Raw genomic sequence first — 4,826 nt, 5'->3', positions numbered from 1 at the left:
TTTGGATGACGTTGTTGGGAATTGCTTTGTTACTAGTGAGCCTACGGCTTTTTCGACGTTCTCTTGCTCAGATCAGCTAGCGCTCTAATCTGCTGGCTATGACAGATTGGAGCGCTAGCTGATCTGCGTCAGAAGACAGTTTGGAAATCTGTTCGGCAGAGGTCAGGGCATCAGCGATTGTCTAAGCGTTAGCTTCACTATCTATAGTCATATTCGCATTTAAATCGCCGACGGCTGGATTGCGGTGCAATCGAGGTTTTAAAGGGCCATAGTCGCAAACTCAAAGGGTTGTACTGAAATTGCCGCTTCCTTCTGCATCAAACGAGCAAGTCCAAGGCTCTCAAGCGACAAAAAATCTCCGCCCGTTTCCGCACCCCAACTGGTACTAGCGGTTCGATTGCAATTTAGAGCGACGAGATGGCCTTGATCACTGCTTCTCGGTTCTGAACAGCGCCGGTTTGTAGATACTCCATTGCTTTGAGAGCAGCTTCATGGGCTTGGACAGATGACCCGCCAACGCAATCTTCTACTACGCGGCAGAAGTAGTCTGATTGGTGGCCATCGACGAATGTGTAGTGCACACAAACATCTGTCAGCCCGCCGCACAACAAAAGTGTGTCTACCTTTAAACCGCGCAGCAGGATTTCGAAATCGGTGCCAAAAAATGCAGAATACCGTCGCTTCGGTACGATGTAGTCACCTTTGCGATATCCCATCTCATCTTTTGCAACTTCCGTTCTTGGATCACCTTCGAGACAATGTATGTCTTCGTCACCATCCAGTTCCCTTCCGAAGTCGACCTGATCGGGACGATGGACTTCCTGAACAAAGATGACGGGCACTTTGTTCTCATGCGCGGCGTCAACCAAGTCACGCGCAGCGATCATGCGCTGTTTGTAGCCCGGCATGTTGTCGATGGAGCGTACTTCGCTGTCATCAATAAACGTGCTCTTTTGAATGTCGACTACGATTAGGGCAGGTCTACCCTCGATCAGTTTCCTGGCTTGTTTGGTTTTAGTTGTCATGTTCGACCTCTAATCTGCCAGGTCGTCCTGAATATACGCCGGTAATTAGCCGGGTCGTCCCAGCGGGCAGATCAATTTTGACTAAATGTGCAACTGAGTATGGTCAAGGCCGTGCTGCGTTGTTTTGGAATGGAAACTGTATACTCGCGCCCAGGGCAACATTGCCCGCAAATTGCCGTTAGGGGTTAAGTGTAGCGATGGTCTGTACCCAGCCCAGAATGGGCAGCTAAATACGGAATATAGCAATTCAGAAAAATTGTGACTTCCAACCAGCGGCTACTCAATTGCAGTGCGAAATGTTGATGTAAGCCGTTTGTTCAAACCGCAATGAGGTTCGGCTGAAGAACCGTAGTGCAATTCCGCCAATGCAGCGATGTCATTGAAAATGACTACGGAGCCGCCTTCTTCATTCGCGTAAACTAGTAGTTTTTGGCAAAAGGCATCCAAACCAATTGCCGGAAAGCCCGCCATAGCTACGCCACCGGGTGCTGGTCCGCCGAACAGTAAAAGTACCGCCTCCGGCAGGTCCACCCCCAGTTGGGACGCTTCGGTCGCAAAATCGATTTCCCCAAACCACACAGTATCGTCCTGCCCCATCACAGCTGTCCTGAGACGTTCTACTGCCTCTGGTACGCTGAGCAGAGTTTGCAGTTCGATGACCCCATAGTCGGCAAACAATCCGCTGGTTGGCGCTGGTGTTGCATCCAAGTCGTTTAGAACTTCGAGCATCTTGCTCTCAAATGCATTTAACGCTTGGGTGACATTCAGACCATGCCGCACTTTGAGAAACTGAGAGTCTGTGTAGGCGATCTGTGGACGACCATCCTGATCGAAGGAAAGAACTCGAAAAGGAAGGTCCAGACCTGCTCGCACGTTCTCTTTCAGAATGGGCGTGTTTATCTCTGGATCAGAGAAAATGAGCACACGGGACGCTGGCGTTTCTACGTCTTCGGCTTTGGCCAGACGCGAATGATCTATCGATGCGATTGGAGTAGCTCCCGCTTCGTCAACGGCAGTCTCAAGCACTAAGAAGTTTTCGTCCACCGCACTCTGGGCAGATGACGATTGTGCCAGAGCGGATGTCGAAACTGATGAAGTTGCAATCATCGAGAGAACAAAGAAAAACCTCAGCACCTTATCACTTCCTGTTTCATTGTACTTTTTTTAGAGAAACCGCCGCCAGAGCTGCAAAAGCTATCTCGGCCGCAAGATAAAAGAGAAGTATCCCGTTCGGAACTCCATCGATAAGAATGCTTAGTATGCGTCCAACGGCCAGTCCCGACATAAACAGAAAAAGAACCCAAAGCGCCGGTCGTTGTAGATCTGGTTTCACCACGGCCGCTAACCAAAACAAAGCGTTTGCCAGGTAAAGTCCCATAATCGCACGGAAGACATGCGTCTGGTTCGTTCCTTCCACCGAAAATCCCAGCAAAACTGGGATCGAACTGCTTGGCATCAGACCGTATGATAACGCGATTGGCATGAGGCCGACGGCAGCAAGCAGAAGGACCAATCTAGCACTCATGGAGGACTCCTTCTCGTAGAGGTTTCGCTTTTTTGCGAAATTCCTAGTCGGTTTTTTGGGGCATCCGATGATTCGAGCCGGATGCCCAAACAGCACTCAGAAAGGCATATTGTATGCCTCATTAACCTTCTGAGAGATGACACCTTCGGTTGATGTCTATTCGTCAACTTAACCTTGGTTGGAAACCAGCTTCCCACTCGGAAGAATTCCTCTAAGGCTTCAAGATGTGCCTGGCGCTACTGCTGCTTTCGTTTGACCGAAATAATGCAGCCAGAGTGTTTGGGATGCCGAGCAGGTACATCCCGTGCCATTGCGTCCACGTTTCCGAGGTGCCGCAACGCTCCGTTGTTCAGCAACACGCCTCGTCCAGCATCATACCGGCGCTGTCCAAATCCGCTGGCTACGCATTCCCAGTCTTCCTTGGCTGCCGCGTCGCGGAATCTCGGTAGGTCGTGCGGGTCATGTCGTCCAGGTGTTGCTGCGACGTGATCGTGTTTCTTCGCATTACTTTGGTGGGTTACATGGTGGGTCACTTGTGTTGTGCCAGGTTGCTGGACAGTACCGGTTGTCGGCCTCGGCTTGGGGCGCATGATTGTCACGACGCCTTGAGGTTTCGGATGTCCTGGGACGGCCACGTGAGTTGCCGTCGGTTTTGGTGTCAACTGTGGAACCTGGCCAGGAACCGCCGTGGGAACCTGATTGGGGGTTGCGGTTGGGACAAGCGGTGGTGTCGCCGTAGTACCGCTGGGTTGCGGAACACGGCCGGGCACTGCGACCGGAATCTGGTTTGGTGTTGCAGTCGGGACGAGCGGTGGCACAGCAGTTTGTCCAGTGGGCTGAGGTGGGACCTGACCAGGAACTGCGACTGGTATTTGGTTTGGTGTTGCGGTGGGCACAAGTGGCGGCACCGCTGTTGGGCCGGTGGGTTGAGGCGGAACCTGGCCAGGGGTAGCGACCGGAACTTGATTGGGAGTTGCAGTCGGAACTTGCGGGGGCACCGCGGTGGGACCAGTAGCCAATGGCGGAACCTGATTTGGAACAGCTGTCGGAACCCGGTTTGGTGTCGCGTTTGGTGCCAGGGGCGGAGTTAGGGTCGGCGCTACTACCGGCGTGGGAACCTGACCAGGAACCGCTATTGGTGTCGCAATAGGAACCTGACCGGGAACTGCGTTCGGGACCGCGCCCGGCGCAAGGACTGGAACAGTAACGGACGTTGGCGTTTGCTGCGTTCCCTTAGGCGGCAACTGATTTGCCACCGGCTGAGTTGGGCCAGTAACTTGATTACCTGCCCCTTGCCCACCAGCCTGCCCGCATCCTTGGCTCGACTGGTGTGGGTTCCCTACGCCTCGGCACCACCCGTAGTGATTTCCGCGGGCAAAGACCTGAGTAGCGGCCAGTTCTGCAATTAGACAAGTTGCGGTAAGTACAGCAATTCGGTTCAGTTTCATAACATCCTCACCAACTTGTTGTCAGAGCAAGATACGCGCCAGGATCGCCAGAGTCGGTCAAAGGGCCGTCTCTCAAAGGGACACCGACATATCCGGACAGGAATAGATTTTGCTTAAACTCAATGTCCAACCCGAGACCTGTCGATGCCAGTGTAGCATTGTCAACTTCAAAACTCGCAGGGTCATTGTTCGAGATGTAACCCACGTCGAAAAAGGCAAAGGGTGTTAAGCGATGGATGCTCTGGGAACTGGGGAAGTAGGAATGAGACACTTCGAAAATCGCGGAAATCCCGGAATCACCATCCACTTCGTCAAAACGATATCCGCGCAAAGCGTAGCGATCACCAAGGAAGTACTCTTCGACAGAGGGCAGCCGGTCTGTTGTGTACTGCCCCCAGATCTCGGTGCGCCAAGCTGTGTTGGGCGACAAGCCCGTTAGTGGGCTTTCGTATCCGATGCCGCCCCGTAGATGCCAGAACGAAGAGTCCCCGTCGTCAAAATTCGCGTCTGTCGTTTCATTGTCATTATCGCCAAAAGATAAGGTTAGCCCCGCTTCCAGAGCTTGTCCCTTTGGATAGTTTTGCCCGTAAAGATAAGTAAGGCCAACGACACTCGCGTCACTGGATAATGGAACGCCGCCACTGACTGAGTCCGCTTTTGAAAGGCGATAATCCAGCAGAAAGTATCCATATCGGGCTACATCTCGGATTACGGGGTAACCCATCGCGACGGTGAAGTTCTCGCCGTCAATATCTGTTCTCGCAAAATTTCCTGAGAGGTCACGTTTTGCGTTTATGTTCCCGTAGAAGATCTCACCGTACAGACCAT

Annotated in this window: 5 protein-coding genes; all 5 read right to left on the bottom strand. The window is 52.6% G+C overall.

Annotated features, from left to right (window positions below):
* Positions 1-404: 404 nt before the first annotated feature.
* Positions 405-1,025, bottom strand: a complete 621-nt coding sequence (locus GOV91_RS22395; protein WP_170567610.1) for a cysteine hydrolase — start codon at positions 1,023-1,025, stop codon at positions 405-407.
* Positions 1,026-1,301: 276 nt separating this feature from the next.
* Positions 1,302-2,159 carry a DUF302 domain-containing protein gene (locus tag GOV91_RS22390; RefSeq protein ID WP_171237123.1) on the bottom strand — a complete coding sequence of 286 codons (858 nt, stop codon included), beginning with the start codon at positions 2,157-2,159 and terminating at the stop codon, positions 1,302-1,304.
* A gap of 16 nt (positions 2,160-2,175) precedes the next feature.
* Complete coding sequence (locus tag GOV91_RS22385) at positions 2,176-2,550, bottom strand: DUF4345 domain-containing protein (protein ID WP_171237122.1); 375 nt, start codon at positions 2,548-2,550, stop codon at positions 2,176-2,178.
* Positions 2,551-2,786: 236 nt separating this feature from the next.
* On the bottom strand, positions 2,787-3,368 hold the full coding sequence (locus tag GOV91_RS22380; RefSeq protein ID WP_171237121.1) for a hypothetical protein: 582 nt from the start codon (positions 3,366-3,368) through the stop codon (positions 2,787-2,789).
* 637 nt (positions 3,369-4,005) lie between these two features.
* A partial coding sequence (locus GOV91_RS22375) for a ShlB/FhaC/HecB family hemolysin secretion/activation protein (RefSeq protein ID WP_171237120.1) occupies positions 4,006-4,826 on the bottom strand: 821 nt, incomplete at its 5' end.

Source organism: Ruegeria sp. HKCCA6837 (assembly GCF_013034475.1).
Lineage (GTDB): Bacteria > Pseudomonadota > Alphaproteobacteria > Rhodobacterales > Rhodobacteraceae > Ruegeria.
This window is presented reverse-complemented; position numbering and strand designations above follow the sequence as displayed.

Excerpts from the sequence above, each read along its gene's own strand:
- GOV91_RS22395 (WP_170567610.1), bottom strand. The coding sequence starts at position 1,025 with ATGACAACTAAAACCAAACAAGCCAGGAAACTGATCGAGGGTAGACCT.
- GOV91_RS22385 (WP_171237122.1), bottom strand. The coding sequence starts at position 2,550 with ATGAGTGCTAGATTGGTCCTTCTGCTTGCTGCCGTCGGCCTCATGCCA.